Origin of the sequence: Paraburkholderia sp. 22098 (assembly GCF_052045935.1) — a bacterium.
GTDB lineage: Bacteria > Pseudomonadota > Gammaproteobacteria > Burkholderiales > Burkholderiaceae > Paraburkholderia > Paraburkholderia caledonica.
This window is the reverse complement of record NZ_JBQEPV010000003.1, coordinates 428494-446112: the sequence shown is the minus strand read 5'-3', so window position 1 is coordinate 446112 and position 17619 is coordinate 428494. Positions and strand designations below refer to the sequence as shown.

Sequence of the window (17619 nt, the reverse complement as noted above, 5' to 3'; positions counted from 1 at the left end):
AGCACCGAACCCAGCGATCCCATCACACCATGCACGAAAAATACGTTCCCTCCGACGTCGAATCCGCCGCGCAAGGGCAATGGCGCGCCATCGACGCGTACAAGACATCGGAAACCACCGACAAGCCCAAGTTCTACTGCGTCTCGATGCTGCCGTATCCGTCGGGCAAGCTGCACATGGGGCACGTGCGCAACTACACGATCAACGACGTGATGTACCGCTATCTGCGGATGAACGGCTACAACGTGCTGATGCCAATGGGTTGGGACGCGTTCGGCATGCCGGCGGAAAACGCCGCGATGGCCAACAACGTGCCGCCGGCAAAGTGGACCTACGACAACATCGCTTACATGAAGAAGCAGATGCAGTCCATGGGCCTCGCGATCGACTGGTCGCGCGAAGTCGCCACCTGCAGCCCCGATTACTACAAGTGGAACCAGTGGTTGTTCCTGAAGATGCTGGAAAAGGGCATCGCGTACAAGAAAACCGGCACCGTGAACTGGGACCCGGTCGATCAAACGGTGCTCGCGAACGAGCAGGTGATCGACGGTCGCGGCTGGCGCTCGGGCGCGCTCGTCGAGAAGCGCGAAATCCCGATGTACTACATGCGCATCACGCAGTACGCAGACGAGTTGCTGAACGATCTGGAAGGCCTCGGCTGGCCCGAGCGCGTGAAGATCATGCAGCAGAACTGGATCGGCAAGAGCTTCGGCGTGAACTTCGGTTTCCCGTATGAAATCGACGGCGAACAGAAGCTGTTGCGTGTGTTCACCACGCGCGCCGACACGATCATGGGCGTGACCTTCGCCGCGATCGCCGCTGAGCACCCGCTTGCCACGCGTCTCGCGCAAGACAAGCCGGAACTGCAGGCTTTCATCGACGAATGCAAGCGCGGCGGCGTGGCCGAAGCCGACGTCGCGACCATGGAAAAGAAGGGCATGCGCACCGGCTTTTTCGTCAAGCACCCGCTTACGCAGGAACCGGTCGAAGTGTGGATCGGCAACTACGTGCTGATGACTTACGGCGAAGGCGCTGTGATGGGCGTGCCGGCGCACGACGAGCGCGATTTCGCGTTCGCAAAGAAATACGGTCTGCCAATCAAGCAGGTGGTGGCGGTCGAAGGCAAGGAGTTTTCGACGCAGGCCTGGGAAGAGTGGTACGGCGAGAAGGGCGGAACGCTCGTCAACAGCGGCAAGTACGACGGCCTGAACTACGAACAGGCGGTAGACGCGATCGCCGCCGACCTGAAGGCGCTGGGCCTGGGCGACAAGCAGATCACGTGGCGTCTGCGTGATTGGGGCGTGTCGCGCCAGCGTTACTGGGGCACGCCGATTCCGATCATCCACTGCCCGAAGTGCGGCGACGTGCCGGTGCCGGAAAAAGACCTGCCTGTCGTGCTGCCCGAGGACCTCGTGCCGGACGGCACGGGCAACCCCCTCGCGAAGTCCGAAGCGTTCGTGAACTGCACCTGCCCGACCTGTGGCAGCGCGGCCAAACGCGAGACGGACACGATGGACACGTTCGTCGATTCGTCGTGGTACTTCTACCGCTACGCATCGCCGGGCGCACCGACCATGGTCGATGAGCGCACCGACTACTGGGCGCCGATGGACCAGTACATCGGCGGCATCGAGCACGCGATTCTGCACCTGTTGTACTCGCGCTTCTGGGCGAAAGTGATGCGCGACCTCGGTCTCGTCAAGTTCGGTGAGCCGGCGAAAAACCTGCTCACGCAGGGCATGGTGCTCAACGAAACCTACTATCGGGAAGACGCCACGGGCAAGAAAACCTGGTACAACCCGGCCGACGTCACCGTTTCCTTCGACGACAAAGGCCGCCCGGTCGGTGCCGTGCTGAACTCGGACGGCCTGCCGGTCGTGCTGGGCGGCGTCGAGAAGATGTCGAAGTCGAAGAACAACGGCGTCGATCCGCAATCCCTGATCGATCAACACGGCGCGGACACCGCGCGTCTGTTCGTCATGTTCGCCGCACCGCCCGAGCAGCAGCTGGAGTGGTCGGGCTCGGGCGTCGAAGGCGCGAGCCGCTTCCTGCGTCGCGTGTGGAGCTTCGGTCACGCGAACGAAGCGGCGCTGCGCGCAGGCGGCCAGTTCGACGCCGCGCAACTCGCCGACGCTGACAAACTGCTGCGTCGCGAAATCTACAGCGTGCTCAAGCAGGCTGACTTCGACTACCAGCGTTTGCAGTACAACACGGTCGTGTCGGCGGCGATGAAAATGCTCAACGCGCTCGACAGCGCAAAGGGCGCGCAGCCTGCTGTGCTGCGCGAAACTTATGGTGTGATGCTGCGCGTGCTGTATCCGGTCGTGCCGCACCTCACGTTCCAGCTGTGGCAGGAACTCGGTTACGCCGACGAGTTCGGCTCGCTGCTCGACGCGCCGTGGCCGAAGGTCGACGAGAAGGCGCTCGAGCAATCGGAGATCGAACTCGTGCTGCAGGTGAACGGCAAGGTGCGCGGCGCGCTGACGGTGTCGAAAGACGCGTCGCGCGAATCGATCGAGCAGTTGGCGGCCGCCCACGAAATGGTCGCGAAATTCAGCGAAGGCAGGGCGCCCAAGAAGATTGTCGTGGTGCCGGGCCGCCTCGTGAACGTGGTCGTTTGACGATCGAGCAGCATCTGTCAACAGGCATGGCGCCGTCGCGTGCGGCGGCGCGTGCCTCTCGCCGGGAACCCACTGCGAACCAGGAGCCAATGTGACTCGCAGATCGTTTTTTTTGACGCTGGCTTGCAGCGTATTGATGTTGTCCGCGTGCGGCTTCCAATTGCGCGGCCAGCAGGACTATGCGTTCAAGCGCCTGTTCGTCGCCGGCGGTTCGGCATCGGCGAACGCGCGGCTCGCGCGCATGGTGCAAGGCGGCAGCGACACGGTCGTGGTGAACTCGGTGACCAGCGCGGACGCTACGCTGCAGATTACCGAAGGCCGCGGCTACAGCACGCTGACGCTGAACTCGCTGGGCGTCGTGGAAGAGTATCAATTGAATCTCTCCATGAACTACTCGCTGATCGGCAAGGACGGCACGGTGCTGATTCCGCCGAGCGTGATCGCACTGAACCGCGCGATGACCTATAGCGACAAGTACTCGCAAGCGAAAGCCGCCGAGTCGGACATCCTCTTCGCCGATATGGAAAACGACGCGATCGACCAGCTCACGCGCCGTCTGTCGAGCGTGCGCTCGCTGCATCCGGCGCCGGGCGAGCAGGTGCCGGCCGTCGTGCCGCGCGCGCCTTTGCCGCCGCCGCCGCTGTGAGCGCGGGCGTCGACGGGATCTGAGAAATACATAGCCATGCAACTGCGACTTGACGCGCTCGAAGCGCATCTCGCCAAGGGACTCGCCGGACTGTACGTCGTGTACGGCGACGAGCATCTGCTCGCGCAGGAAGCGTGCGACCGGATTCGCGCGGCGGCGCGCGCGGCCGGCTTCACCGATCGCTCGGTGTTCACCGTGGAGCGCGGTTTCGACTGGAGTTCGCTGTTGGGCGCGAGCCAGTCGATGTCGCTGTTCGGTGACCGTCAACTGGTCGAACTGCGCATTCCCTCGGGCAAGCCCGGCAAGGAAGGCGCAGATGCGCTGAAAGCGCTGGCGGCCGCCGTCAATGACGACGTGTTGACCATGATCACGCTGCCGCGGCTCGACGCGGCCACGCAGAAATCCGCCTGGTTCACGGCGCTTGCCGACGCGGGCGTCGCGTTGAAAATCGATCCGGTCGAGCGCGCGCAGTTGCCGAACTGGGTCGGCCAGCGGCTCGCGGCGCAAGGCCAGCGGGTCGCCGCTGGGGAAGAAGGGCGGCGCGCGCTCGCGTTTATCGCCGAGCGTGTCGAAGGCAACCTGCTCGCGGCGCATCAGGAAATTCAGAAGCTCGGCTTGCTTTATCCGGCCGGCTCGCTGAGTTTCGAGCAGATTCACGACGCCGTGCTCAACGTCGCGCGCTACGACGTGTTCAAGCTGAACGAGGCGATGCTCGCGGGCGACGTCGGCCGTCTGTCGCGCATGCTCGACGGACTGCGCGGCGAAGGCGAAGCGGCGGTCCTCGTGCTGTGGGCGGTCGTCGAAGAATTGCGTACGCTTTTGCGCATCAAACGCGGCGTCGCGGCCGGCAAACCGCTCGCGATGCTGGTGCGCGAAAACCGCGTGTGGGGTCCGCGCGAGCGGTTGATCGGGCCGGCTTTGTCACGCGTTACCGAGGCCTCGCTGGAAAAAGCGCTGGCGCTGGCGGCGCGGCTCGACCGCCAGGTCAAGGGCTTGTCGGGCAGCACGCCTGGCAATCATCGCAATGACCCGCCGCCCGATCCTTGGGACGGCTTGTTTGAACTCGCGATGACGGTCGCGTCGCCGAAAACGGCGCCTGTTCCGCCGCCGCGACCTCGGGGCGGAGCCGGGGCCGCAGCGGGCGCACGCAGGCCGGCGTGATCCGGTAATGCAGGCCAAGCCGCGGTCACATTCGGTGTGGCACAAGGAAGGCGTGACGAGCGCCACGGCTCAGGCGGACGGCTGAACCGTCCGGACCACGAGTTCGCTTTAGCCTGCCGGGCTTCGCGTGCTGAACATTGGCGGCTTCCGCGGGATAGATAGCGCTGGCCTCCATCGCAAGCAGAGCGCGTTGCCCCGACTTACAATCGTTGAATCATTCGCTAAACAGCCTTTGCGCCGCACGTCGACGTGCGCGCCATCACGAGAATCACATGGATATCGACCAGTACATGACCGACCTCGGCCGCCGCGCCCGCCAGGCCTCGCGTGCGATGGCGCGGGCGTCGACGGCCGCGAAGAACGCGGCACTCGCGGCGGTCGCAGCGGGTATCGAGCGCGACGCCGCGTTGCTCAAGGAAGCCAACGCGCGTGACCTCGCGCGGGCACGCGACAAAGGCCACGACGCGGCTTTCATCGACCGGCTGACTTTGTCGGACAAAGCGCTGAAAACGATGGTCGAAGGCCTGCGCCAGGTCGCGGCGCTCGCCGACCCGATCGGCGAGATCAGCAATCTGAAGTACCGCCCAAGCGGCATTCAGGTCGGGCAGATGCGCGTGCCGCTCGGTGTGATCGGCATCATCTACGAATCGCGTCCTAACGTGACGATCGACGCCGCCGCGCTCTGCCTGAAGTCGGGCAACGCCACGATCCTGCGCGGCGGTTCGGAAGCGTTGGAATGCAACACGGCGCTCGCGAAGCTGATCGGCGAGGGACTCGAAGCTGCCGGTTTGCCGCAGGACGCCGTGCAGGTTGTCGCGACTGCGGACCGCGCCGCGGTCGGCAAGCTGATCACAATGACCGAGTACGTCGACGTGATCGTTCCGCGCGGTGGCAAGAGCTTGATCGAGCGGCTGATGAACGAAGCACGAGTGCCGATGATCAAGCACCTCGACGGCATTTGTCACGTGTACGTGGACGACCGCGCGGATCTCGCGAAGGCGCTGACGGTCTGCGACAACGCCAAAACGCACCGCTATGGCACCTGCAACACGATGGAGACGCTGCTCGTCGCGCGTGGTATCGCATCGACGGTGTTGCCGCCTCTTGGCAAGCTGTATCGCGAGAAAGAAGTCGAGTTGCGCGTGGACGCGGCGGCGCGTGCGGTGCTGGCCGACGCGGGCGTGGGCCCGCTGGTCGATGCCACGGAAGATGACTGGCGTACCGAATATCTCGCGCCGGTGCTGGCGATCAAGGTGGTCGACGATCTGGACGCGGCGATCGAGCACATCAACACCTATAGCTCGCAGCACACCGACGCGATCGTCACCGAAGACCACGACCGCGCCATGCGTTTCCTGCGCGAAGTGGATTCGGCAAGCGTCATGGTGAATGCATCGACCCGTTTCGCCGACGGCTTCGAGTTTGGTCTTGGCGCCGAAATCGGCATCTCAAATGACAAGCTTCATGCGCGCGGTCCGGTGGGGCTGGAAGGTTTGACGTCGCTGAAGTACGTCGTGCTCGGACATGGCGAAGGGCGTCAATAAGCGCTCATCCAATGGTAAGCGTGGCCGTGCAACGCGGCCACGTTTGTCCGCCTGTCTACGCCTCCTGGCGATGCCGCGACCGTCGGTCACTGTGCGTCGCAATGGATGACCGCCATGATTGCCGCCGCTGGTCACAACAGGCTGTCACCACAGGCTGACCACGACACGCTGGTTACAACACTCAACACGCACCCAAGGAAATTTGATGCTCTGGATCAAGACGTTTCATATCGTTCTGGTCGCTTCCTGGTTTGCCGGTCTGTTCTATTTGCCGCGCATTTTCGTCAACCTGGCGATGGAAACCGAGCCGGCGGCGGTGAAGCGTCTCCTGATCATGGCGCGCAAGCTGTTTCGCTTCATGTCGTTTATCGCCGTGCCGGCGCTCATTTGCGGGGTGTGGCTCTGGCTCGTCGTGGGAATCGGACAAGGACAGGGCTGGATTCATGCGAAGGTCGGCGTCGTCGTGCTGCTGGTGATTTATCACGCGTACTGCGGCGTGTTGCTGCGGACATTCGAGCGCGGGCAGAACCGCCGCACGCACAAGTGGTACCGGATGTTCAACGAACTGCCCGTGCTCGGGATGCTGGCTGCGGTCGCGCTGGTGGTCATCAAGCCATTCTGATGTGAGCCACACGCGTAGCGTGTCGGATGACTAATTGTTCGCATGCTTCGCTGCGAGTAGTGTCGCTCGCGGCGTGACAAGTAACGCAGTGGCTTGACTTCAGCGACGCGGCATTCCCCCGCCGCTCAGCTGCAAGAGTGAATGCGCGAAGCTTGCTCCCTGGAAGCGGTCCGCCCACTCTGTGGCATCCTAAATTTCCGTTTCCCCACCGATTCCAGGCGCTGAACCCTGTCGCCTTGGCTAAGACTTTTCTGAATTGTGGTGCGGCAGATTTGCCGCGCTTGTCCGTGCGCGGCAGCCCTCGCCGCTAATATCGGCGGACTCGCTTCTCATCGAATTTCTTGCTTGCGTCCATCGCGCAAGCGCCTCACGGACTCTTCCATTTTCTCGCCGCGAGGCTGCTAGACGGCAAGCCCGTCTATACGCCCTAAGCGCGCCGCGTTGTCTCCACATTTGTCTGCAAACGCCTCCCGGAGCAGGAGGCGCTTTTAGTCATCGTCTGATTCTGTCTGTTGGACGCATCTCATATTCTCAACTTCGAACATTAGCAAAGCACGACGGCCATAGCCCCGCTTCGCTCAATGTCGAGCCGCAGCGCGCGGTTGTCGTGTGTCCAACTTAATTATGAGTCTTTCATGAACAAGAATCGGTTCCGCCGAGTATTTAGCAAACGTCTCGGCATGCTCGTCGCTGTTGCGGAAAACGTCGCGAGTCAAGGTAAGCAAGCAGGTGAAAGCGCCGGCGTGGGGCCTTCGGGCCGCGAACTGGGCGTCGTTTCCACGATGACCGCCATGGCCGTCGCGCTAGTCGCATTTCAGCCGTTGGTGAGCCGCGCGCAGTCGCTGCCCACCAACGGCCAGGTGATGGCAGGTCAGGCGAGCATTTCGCAGAACACCAACACGATGACCGTCAATCAAGGTACGCAACGTGCTGTGATCGACTGGAATTCGTTCAACGTCGGCACGGGCAATACCGTGCAATTCAATCAGCCGAACGCGCAAGCACAGGCGCTGAACCGTGTGACGGGCGGTGGTGCTTCCAACATTCAAGGTTCGCTCCTCGCCAATGGCCAGGTGCTGATTCAGAACGCGAACGGCGTGCTGTTCAGCAAAGGCTCGGTGGTCAACGTCGGCTCGCTGCTGGCCACGACCAAGTCGGTCGATTCGAACGCCTTCATGGCAGGCGGCCCGCTCTCGCTGAAGTCCACGGGAACGAATGGCAGCGTCGTCAACGACGGCGCGATCAACGCGCAAGGCTACGTCGTGCTGATGGGCGACCAGGTGCGCAACAGCGGCGCAATCACGACGGCCCAAGGCGGCCAGGTCGCGCTCGCCGCGGGCGACAGCGCGATGGTTGCGCTGCCGAACGGCCAGGGCATCCAGTTGACGCTGACGAACGCGTCGGCGAACGCGCTGGTGGAAAACAGCGGCAACATCAAGGCCGACAACGGCACGGTGCTGCTGACGGCGCGCGGCAGCAACACGCTGCTGAACACGGTGGTGAACCTCTCGGGCGTGGTGCGCGCGGGCACGGTCGTCGCCGATGCCGGCAACACGGGCGACGTGGCGGTGACGGGCAAGATCGACGCATCGAACGCAGTGGGCCAAGGCGGCACGGTGGTGCTGTCGGGCGATCGCGTGGGCGTGTTTGGCAATGCATCGATCGATGCGAGCGGCGCGACGGAGGGCGGCAAGGTCATCATTGGTGGCGACAGCCTGCATAAGCTGGACGGCACGCAAGCTCAATCGATGCTCCAAGACGGCGTGCAGTTCGCGAACTTCACGCAAGTGGATGCTGGCGCGACGATCGATGCCGGTTCGGCACACGGCAACGGCGGCTTCGTCGAAACATCGGGTCATAGCCTCAACGTACAAGGTCAGGTGAGCGCGGCGGCACCGGAAGGCCAGGCTGGCCAATGGCTGATCGACCCGACCGATGTGACCATCAGCACGGGCGCGGATGCCGGCTACAACGGCACGGTGACGAGCGGCTTCGCCGGCACGGGCAACACCGCGACGGTCAAGAACACGACGATCAGCAACGCGCTGAACGCGGGCACGGACGTGACGATCACGACGGCCAGTTCGGGCACGGCGGTGGGCAATATCGTTCAGCAAGCGGGTGCGGATATCACGAAGACCGCCGGTGGCAACGCTAACTTGACGCTGGCGGCCAACGGCAGCATCACGCTGCACGGCAATATCACATCGACGTTCAACCAGCTGAACCTCAACCTGACGGCTGACGTCGGCGGCAATCACACTGGCACGCTGTGGCAGCAAAGCGGCACCATCGACCTCAACGGTGGCGCCTTGACTGCTCATGGCGATGTGTCCGGTCAAAGCAGCGGCAACGGGCTGGCATTCAGCGGTACGGTCACGAACGTGAGCGGCGGCTCAATCACCGGCGCGGCGAACACGGGCGCGGGCGTGATGTTCCCCGGCAACTTCACAGAAGTCGGCAACGGCACGTTGACAGTTACGGGTACCTCGAACACGGGCGCGGGCGTGATGTTCGGCGGCAACTTCACGGAAGTTGGCAATGGCACGTTGACCGTTACGGGTACCTCGAACACGGCGGATGGCGTCCAGTTCGTGACCGGTACGAACTTCACGGAATCGGGCAACAGCCGAGTCAACGTGACGGGTACTTCGGTTGCTGGCACCGGTATTGAGGTCGGCAAAGCGGGCGTTTCTTCGCCTGTTAATCTCACTTTGACGCAAGACGCGACTCTCAACCTGAACGGGACGAGTTCAAGTGGCTTCGGGGCGGCAATGTGGGCAGCGAACACCAACGTTACTGGCAATGCGATCCTGAACGTGACGGGCCATTCCGACAGCACGTTGGGCGTCTCGCTTGCCATGGGTGCTCAGAACGCCAACGGTAACGCTCTCAGCGGCGGCGGCTACCTGAACTTCGCCAACCTGGCTGTGTCCGGCCACGGAACGATAAACATCGACGGTACATCCAATAAGGCGGTCGGCGTTTCGGCAGCGCCCACCATCAATGTCACGGACAATGCCACGCTCAACATCAACGGCACGGGTGCAACAGCCGGGGTCGTCATGGTGGGAAACTGGGGCGTGTCGGGGAACGGCACATTCAACCTGGACGGGCAGGGCAATTCGTCGGTCGGCGTCGACGTGACGTGGCCTGGATCCGTGCAAATTACCGATACGGGCCGCATGAACATTGCGGGCACGTCCAACAGTGCCAACGGCGTGATGGTTGATGGGAACTACCCTGGCGGTTTCAATGTGAGTGGGAACGGTTCGCTTAGCATCGCCGGCTCGTCTAATAGCAGTGCGGGGGTCAACGTTGCTACCGCGATCAACACACAAGATAATAGCTCGGCCAATATCACCGGCACTTCGAATACTGGAGATGGCGTCGACGTTAACAACTCGTTGAACACAGCTGACAACAGCACTATCACTATTTCCGGTACGTCGAATCAAGGCGCGGGTGTGGACCTTCAGCCGAACGGCACGCTCAACGTTTCTGGCAACGGCACGGCCGACATCTCGGGTAACTCGACGAACGGCAATGGCGCGGTCATCGATGGCAGGGTGAACGTGACCGACAACGGCACGGCAAACATTTCCGGTGGCTCGACCAATGGTTCGGGCGTCGTTGTTGATCCGAACAGTTCGATCAATGTCTCGGGTAACGGCGCGGCCGATATCAGCGGGAATTCGACGAACGGCAATGGTGCGGTCATCGATGGCAATGTGAACGTGACCGACAACGGCACGGCGAACATTTCCGGTGGCTCGACGAACGGCTCGGGCGTGGTTGTCGATCCAAATGGTTCGATCAACATCTCAAGCAACGGCGCGGCTGACATCAGCGGCAATTCGGCAAACGGCAACGGTGCGGTCATCGATGGCAATGTGAACGTGACGGAGAACGGCACGGCGAACATTTCCGGTGGCTCGACCAACGGTTCGGGCGTGATTGTCGATCCGAACGGTTCGATCGATATCTCGGGCAACGGTGCAGCCGATATCAGCGGGAATTCGACGAACGGCAATGGCGCGGTCATCGATGGCAGCGTGAACGTGACGGAGAATGGCACGGCGAACATTTCCGGTGGCTCGACCAACGGTTCGGGCGTGATTGTCGATCCGAACGGTTCGATCAATGTCTCGGGCAACGGCGCGGCCGATATCAGCGGTAATTCGGCGAACGGCAACGGTGCGGTCATCGATGGCAGCGTGAACGTGACGGAGAATGGCACGGCGAACATTTCCGGTGGCTCGACCAATGGTTCGGGCGTGGTTGTCGATCCGAACGGTTCGATCGATATCTCGGGCAACGGCGCGGCCGATATCAGCGGGAATTCGACGAACGGCAATGGCGCGGTCATCGATGGCAGCGTGAACGTGACGGATAACGGCACGGCGAACATTTCCGGTGACTCGACCAATGGTTCGGGCGTGATTGTCGATCCGAACGGTTCGATCGATATCTCGGGCAACGGCGCGGCTGACATCAGCGGCAATTCGACGAACGGCAACGGCGCGGTCATCGATGGCAGCGTGAACGTGACGGATAACGGCACGGCGAACATTTCCGGTGGCTCGACCAATGGTTCGGGCGTGATTGTCGATCCGAACGGTTCGATCAACATCTCGGGCAACGGTGCAGCCGATATCAGCGGTAATTCGACGAACGGCAACGGTGCGGTCATCGACGGCAATGTGAACGTGACGGATAACGGCACGGCGAACATTTCCGGTGGCTCGACCAATGGTTCGGGCGTGATTGTCGATCCGAACGGTTCGATCAACATCTCGGGCAACGGTGCAGCCGATATCAGCGGTAATTCGACGAACGGCAACGGTGCGGTCATCGACGGCAATGTGAACGTGACGGATAACGGCACGGCGAACATTTCGGGTGGTTCGACCAATGGTTCGGGCGTGATTGTCGATCCGAACGGTTCGATCAACATCTCGGGCAACGGTGCAGCAGATATCAGCGGAAATTCGACGAACGGCAATGGCGCGGTCATCAACGGTTCGATCAACACGACGGACAACGGCTCGATTAACATCAGCGGTAACTCGACTGATGGCACGGGCGTAATCGTTGATACGAACGGTTCGATCAACACGACCGACAACGGCACGACCAACATCTCGGGCCAGGGCACCGATGCAGGCGTGAACATCAACGGCAGCGTTGACACGTCAGGTAACGGCACGACTGGCATCTCGGGTAACGCATCCAACGGCACGGGCGTCATCGTTGATCCGAACGGCTCGATCAACACGACCGACAACGGCACGACGAACATCTCGGGCAACGGCACGGATGCAGGCGTGGACATCAACGGTTCGGTTGATACGTCGGGCAACGGCACGACCGACATCTCCGGGAACGCATCCAACGGCACGGGTGTGATCGTTGATCCGAACGGTTCGATCAACACGACCGACAGTGGCACGACGAACATCTCGGGCAACGGCACCGATGCAGGCGTGGATATTAATGGTTCGGTGGACACATCAGGTAACGGCACGACCGACATTTCGGGTAATGCGTCGAACGGCACCGGTGTAGTCGTTGATCCGAATGGCTCGATCAACACGACCGACAGTGGCACGACGAACATCTCGGGCAACGGCACGGATGCAGGCGTGGACATCAACGGTTCGGTTGATACGTCGGGCAACGGCACGACCGATATTTCGGGTAATGCATCGAACGGCACCGGTGTAGTCGTTGATCCGAACGGCTCGATCAACACGACCGACAGTGGCACGACGAACATCTCGGGCAACGGCACGGATGCAGGCGTGGATATCAATGGTTCGGTTGACACGTCGGGCAACGGCACGACCGACATCTCCGGGAACGCGTCGAACGGCACGGGCGTCATCGTTGATCCGAACGGCTCGATCAACACGACCGACAACGGCATGACGAACATCTCAGGTCAGGGCACCGATGCGGGTGTGGACATCAACGGTTCGGTGGACACCTCCGGCAACGGTACGACCGACATCAGCGGCAACTCGACTGATGGCACGGGTGTGATCGTTGACCCGAACGGTTCGATCAACACCTCGGGTAACGGCTCGACGAACATCTCGGGTGATTCGACCAACGGTACGGGCACGGACATCAACGGTTCGATCAACACGACCGACAACGGCACGATCAACATCAGCGGCAACTCGACTGATGGCACGGGCGTGATCGTCGATCCGAACGGTTCGATCAACACCTCGGGTAACGGCTCGACGAACATCTCGGGTGATTCGACCAACGGCACCGGCACCGATATCAACGGTTCGGTCAACACGACGGATAACGGCACGACCAACATCAGCGGCAATTCGACTGATGGTACGGGCGTGATCGTCGATCCGAACGGTTCGATCAACACCTCGGGTAACGGCTCGACGAACATCTCGGGTGATTCGACCAACGGTACGGGCACGGACATCAACGGTTCGATCAACACGACGGATAACGGCACGACCAACATCAGCGGCAATTCGACTGATGGTACGGGCGTGATCGTCGATCCGAACGGTTCGATCAACACCTCGGGTAACGGCTCGACGAACATCTCGGGTGATTCGACCAACGGCACGGGCACGGACATCAACGGTTCGATCAACACGACGGATAACGGCACGACCAACATCAGCGGCAATTCGACTGATGGCACGGGCGTGGTGGTGGACCCCAACGGTTCGATCAACACTTCGGGTAACGGCTCGACGAACATCTCGGGTGATTCGACCAACGGCACGGGCACGGACATCAACGGTTCGATCAACACGACCGACAACGGCACGATCAACATCAGCGGTAACTCGACTGATGGCACGGGCGTGGTGGTGGACCCGAACGGTTCGATCAACACCTCGGGTAACGGCTCGACGAACATCTCGGGTGATTCGACCAACGGTACGGGCACGGACATCAACGGCTCGATCAACACGACCGACAGTGGCACGACCAACATCAGCGGCAATTCGACTGATGGTACGGGCGTGATCGTCGATCCGAACGGTTCGATCAACACCTCGGGTAACGGCTCGACGAACATCTCGGGTGATTCGACCAACGGTACGGGCACGGACATCAACGGTTCGATCAACACGACGGATAACGGCACGACCAACATCAGCGGCAATTCGACTGATGGTACGGGCGTGGTGGTGGACCCCAACGGTTCGATCAACACTTCGGGTAACGGCTCGACGAACATCTCGGGTGATTCGACCAACGGCACGGGCACGGACATCAACGGTTCGATCAACACGACCGACAACGGCACGATCAACATCAGCGGTAACTCGACTGATGGCACGGGCGTGGTGGTGGACCCGAACGGTTCGATCAACACCTCGGGTAACGGCTCGACGAACATCTCGGGTGATTCGACCAACGGTACGGGCACGGACATCAACGGCTCGATCAACACGACTGACAGTGGCACGACCAACATCAGCGGCAACTCGACTGATGGCACGGGCGTGATCGTTGACCCGAACGGTTCGATCAACACCTCGGGTAACGGCTCGACCGACATCTCCGGTGATTCGACCAACGGTACGGGCACGGACATCAACGGTTCGATCAACACGACGGATAACGGCACAACCAACATCAGCGGCAATTCGACTGATGGCACGGGTGTGATCGTCGATCCGAACGGTTCGATCAACACCTCGGGTAACGGCTCGACGAACATCTCGGGTGATTCGACCAACGGCACGGGCACGGACATCAACGGTTCGATCAACACGACCGACAACGGCACGATCAACATCAGCGGTAACTCGACTGATGGCACGGGCGTGGTGGTGGACCCGAACGGTTCGATCAACACCTCGGGTAACGGCTCGACGAACATCTCGGGTGATTCGACCAACGGCACGGGCACGGACATCAACGGTTCGATCAATACGACGGACAACGGCACGACCAACATCAGCGGCAACTCGACTGATGGCACGGGTGTGATCGTCGATCCGAACGGTTCGATCAACATCTCCGGCAACGGCTCGGGCGAAATCTCGGGTAACTCGACGAACGGCAATGGGACGATCATCGACGGCAACGTGAACGTGACGGACAACGGCACGGTTGTCATCATCGACAACGGCACCATATTGACCCCCGGCGACAACGGCGGTAGCAACGGCGGCGACAGCGGTGGCAACAACGGCGGCGACAACGGCGGCGACAATAGCGGCAATAGCGGTGGCAACAACGGCGGTGACACCGGAGGCAACACGCCACCGGTCGACAACGGCGGTAACACCCCCCTATCGACAATGGTGGCACCGCGTCAGCCGGTGGTTCGAGCGGCGGTAGCGGTGGCATTGCAGCGGGCGCAATCGGCGCGATCGGAATTGGCGGCGCAGCGGCCTATTTCATGAGCGACATGCTGTCGGCCCATTGGTATCTGGAATCTGAGCAGGCGTTGACGCTCGAATCCGGTGACCCGGTGTTCTGGGCAGATGCCGAGTTGGAGCACGTCACGGTCGACATGACGACGAACTCCGCCGACGTGCAACTGTTCACGCACGCTGGTGCACTGGACCGTCATCTGGCATACCGCGACGGCGCGGAAGGCGTGAAGCACTTCACGTACGAAGATCCGCAGCAGAAGACGAAGGCGGACCTGTCCGTCAACATGCAGACGCATGAGTACTTCTACACGGAAAGCGGCGTGAAGGACGGCAAGGCGTATGTGGTCAAGTCGCATGGCTGGCTGAAAATGGGCCTCGCGCCCTTGGGCAGCCCGGCACGCGCCACGATCAAGGGCGCAGCCTGACACCTTCACCGCGCCGGCTGTGAAGCATGCTGAGGCGCGGTGAGACGGCAACTGGCTGATCGTCTGCAGCAGGACGATCAGCCCAGCAAGTTCGTGTTTCGTCGATAGAGGGCGGTGCTATATGCACCGCCCTTTTTTATTCCGCATTCCCAATCACGTTGCGCATTAATGGGCGCGGTGTTTGTCCGCATATCGACGCATTGATAGACCAAAAAAACTTCAACAAACAAGATCAATAGGAATAGTCCTATTTACTGTAGTAATTGTGCTTATGGCACTTCCCAAACTCCCATGAATGCGCCCCGTAGCTCCTGCGCAGATCCGAAAATCTTTTTTGCGATGCTCAGAGTTTTTTTGGAATAGTCCTATTCGCTTCGAAACGCCCGACTCTTAATCTCTTATGTATGGGGCGACGCAGTTTCGGCAGAAAATCCGCAAATCGTGACGCCATGGTATTTAATCTGAGTGCAAGGTTAATTCGATGTTGTCGCAGAAAAGCAAAGTAAATCGGCAAATAACTCGCGCAATGTGGGTTTTGCCATTTTTGACGGCAGGCGTTGCTCACGCCGAGCCTGTCGCAACTGTGAATGCCAGTCTGCCCGCCGCTCAGGCTGCCGTTGCTTTCAAGGTGATTCCCGCAGGTAGCCGCGAAGAGGCAGCTATGACCAAGGTGTTGCGCGAGAAAGCGGCAATGCTTGGCGCTGCTCCCTCGAACCTGGGGGATGTGAATCTCTGGTCCGAGCGTCTGACAGACGCGCTGCGTCAAGGCGGCTTCCCGGTCGCCCAGGTGTTGATGACCGACGACGACTGGCGCGCCGCCCAACGAGGCGCCCAACCGGTGTTCACGGTGTATCCCGGAAGAATCCGGAAAATCGTGGTGCAAAACAAATCCCGCGTCGACGATGCCCGCTTGCAGCGCCTCATTTCACACGCGTTGTGCAACGGCGATTCGATCAACGGCATCTGCGTGCTGAGCACGCTGCGCCTTGAACGCTCTACGCAGTTGCTGCAGGACGTGCCGGGCGTCGCGATCGAAAAAGCGCCGCAGATTGCGCCCGGCTCGGGCGTAGGCGACATCGACGTGGTGTTCAGCATTGCTGCAAAAGGTAAGCCGATGCAGGCCGATCTCATCATGGACAACCAGGGTATCGAGTCCACCGGCAGCTATCGCTTTGGCGTCACCGCTTCGGGAAACAACTACTTCGGCGCGGGCGAGAGCTACGCATTCACGCTGATGGCCACCGACAAGAAGATGTGGACGGGCTCGCTGACTGGCAGCGTGCCGATCCTCGACGACGGTCTGCGTCTGACTGGCGGCGTCACGCGCCAGCAGTACTCGATCAACGCAGGAACTCCGGTCGCAGGCGTCGCGACCACTGCTCAGACTGGCGTGCTTTATCCGTTCATGCGTGGTCTGGACGCGAACGTCTGGGGCGCAGCGTCGCTTCTGCACAGCCAGGCTGCGACGACATACAAGGACTTCGGGTTCGCCGCGCACAGCACGCTCGATTCTGTACGGCTGTCGGTGCAAGCAGACAACGGCGACCGTCCGCAGCAACTGCGCACGAACATCTTGAGCGGACAGGCAGCCTTGACGCTCGGTCATCAGCGCAACGACGAGCCCGCGCTCGACGCCGGTCCGCACCGCGCAGGCAACTACGCGAAGCTCACCGGTTTCGGTTTCGGCACCTACGCGCTGACGCGCAGCGGCAATCTCTTCCTGACGGGCCGCGTCAATTCGCAATTCGCAAGCCGCAATCTGGACTCCAGCGAAAAGCTCACGGCGGGCGGTCCAGACGCAGTCCGCGCCTATCGGACAGACGAAGTTTCGTTCGACGACGGCGTGATCGTCAACGCGGGGCTGTATCAGCGGATTCCTGTCGCCACGGGCCACCAGCTCCAGTTCGGCGTGTTCACAGACTTCGCGGTCGGCCGCGTGAATCACTCGCCGTGGGCTCATTGGGAGCAAAGCTACGTCGGCGTTCCCAACGTCACCAACAGCCGCACGCTAGCCGGCTACGGCGCGAGCGTCGACTGGCTTACGCCCATCGGCGCGACCGTCTCGGCCTCGGTATCGAAACCCTATGGATTTTCCTCGGCTTCATGGGTCGACCCCGGCAAGAAGCCGCTGCAGTACTGGCTGTCGGTCACCTGGAAACATTAACGATCGATGCCGCCTCGCGCACCGATCACCTCATCGCAAGCAATACATCATCCCT

General features: G+C 61.3%; 8 protein-coding genes. All 8 read left to right on the top strand.

Annotated features, from left to right (window positions below):
• Window positions 1–29 precede the first annotated feature (29 nt).
• The 8 genes from leuS (at window position 30) to ACTJLB_RS08640 (ending at window position 17564) form a co-directional block, all read left to right on the top strand.
• On the top strand, window positions 30–2621 hold the full coding sequence (gene leuS / locus ACTJLB_RS08675) for a leucine--tRNA ligase (RefSeq protein ID WP_440783024.1): 2592 nt from the start codon (window positions 30–32) through the stop codon (window positions 2619–2621).
• 91 nt (window positions 2622–2712) lie between these two features.
• Window positions 2713–3267 carry an LPS-assembly lipoprotein LptE gene (locus ACTJLB_RS08670; protein ID WP_020071303.1) on the top strand — a complete coding sequence of 185 codons (555 nt, stop codon included), beginning with the start codon at window positions 2713–2715 and terminating at the stop codon, window positions 3265–3267.
• Between the two features lie 36 nt (window positions 3268–3303).
• Window positions 3304–4428 carry a DNA polymerase III subunit delta gene (gene holA / locus ACTJLB_RS08665; RefSeq protein WP_440783022.1) on the top strand — a complete coding sequence of 375 codons (1125 nt, stop codon included), beginning with the start codon at window positions 3304–3306 and terminating at the stop codon, window positions 4426–4428.
• Window positions 4429–4700: 272 nt separating this feature from the next.
• Window positions 4701–5972, top strand: coding sequence for a glutamate-5-semialdehyde dehydrogenase (locus ACTJLB_RS08660; protein ID WP_440783021.1), 1272 nt, complete (start codon window positions 4701–4703; stop codon window positions 5970–5972).
• A gap of 205 nt (window positions 5973–6177) precedes the next feature.
• On the top strand, window positions 6178–6594 hold the full coding sequence (locus ACTJLB_RS08655; protein WP_408193501.1) for a CopD family protein: 417 nt from the start codon (window positions 6178–6180) through the stop codon (window positions 6592–6594).
• Between the two features lie 635 nt (window positions 6595–7229).
• Entirely contained in the window at window positions 7230–15002 is a 7773-nt protein-coding gene (locus tag ACTJLB_RS08650; RefSeq protein ID WP_440783019.1) for a filamentous hemagglutinin N-terminal domain-containing protein, read from the top strand.
• Window positions 14999–15400 (top strand): hypothetical protein, encoded by a 402-nt coding sequence (locus ACTJLB_RS08645; protein ID WP_440783018.1) that lies wholly within the window; start codon window positions 14999–15001, stop codon window positions 15398–15400. The genes ACTJLB_RS08650 and ACTJLB_RS08645 overlap by 4 nt, the downstream gene beginning before the upstream one ends.
• Window positions 15401–15983: 583 nt before the next feature.
• On the top strand, window positions 15984–17564 hold the full coding sequence (locus ACTJLB_RS08640) for a ShlB/FhaC/HecB family hemolysin secretion/activation protein (protein ID WP_440783017.1): 1581 nt from the start codon (window positions 15984–15986) through the stop codon (window positions 17562–17564).
• Window positions 17565–17619: the final 55 nt, after the last annotated feature.